Here is a 323-nt window from a genome sequence, read left to right on the forward strand (position 1 = left end):
GGCACCCAGCAGCTCGTTCTTCAGCAGTGCGGAGTAGGCCAGGCCGTCTTTGCCATTGTCCGAGGTGGCGTCCTTGGCTTTGCGGTTCTGGCTGGGGGACTTCTCATTTTCATTGATCCTGTGGAAGTTCACGCTCCAGTTGGCCCCGGCCCGCGAGGGGATGAAGCGGTCACCATGCTTGCTGGGTGAAGACACTGGGGAGTTGGCTGGTGTCAGGGTTCTCCGCATCTCTGAAACACAGGGCACTGTGTTCTCATTCTGGATGATGATCTGCCGCAGGAGCCTTCGCTCATAGTCCTGGTCCATGGCAAAGAATTCCGGGA

At 58.2% G+C, this 323-nt stretch carries 1 protein-coding gene; it reads right to left on the reverse strand.

Annotation, left to right across the window (positions count from 1 at the left end; all coding sequences use genetic code 11):
* Positions 1-306 (reverse strand): hypothetical protein (locus tag IEY73_RS35010; protein WP_189083277.1); only part of this gene is annotated, 306 nt, incomplete at its 3' end.
* Between the last annotated feature and the right edge of the window lie 17 nt (positions 307-323).

It is taken from the genome of Mangrovihabitans endophyticus, from assembly GCF_014646155.1.
Lineage (GTDB): Bacteria > Actinomycetota > Actinomycetes > Mycobacteriales > Micromonosporaceae > Actinoplanes > Actinoplanes endophyticus.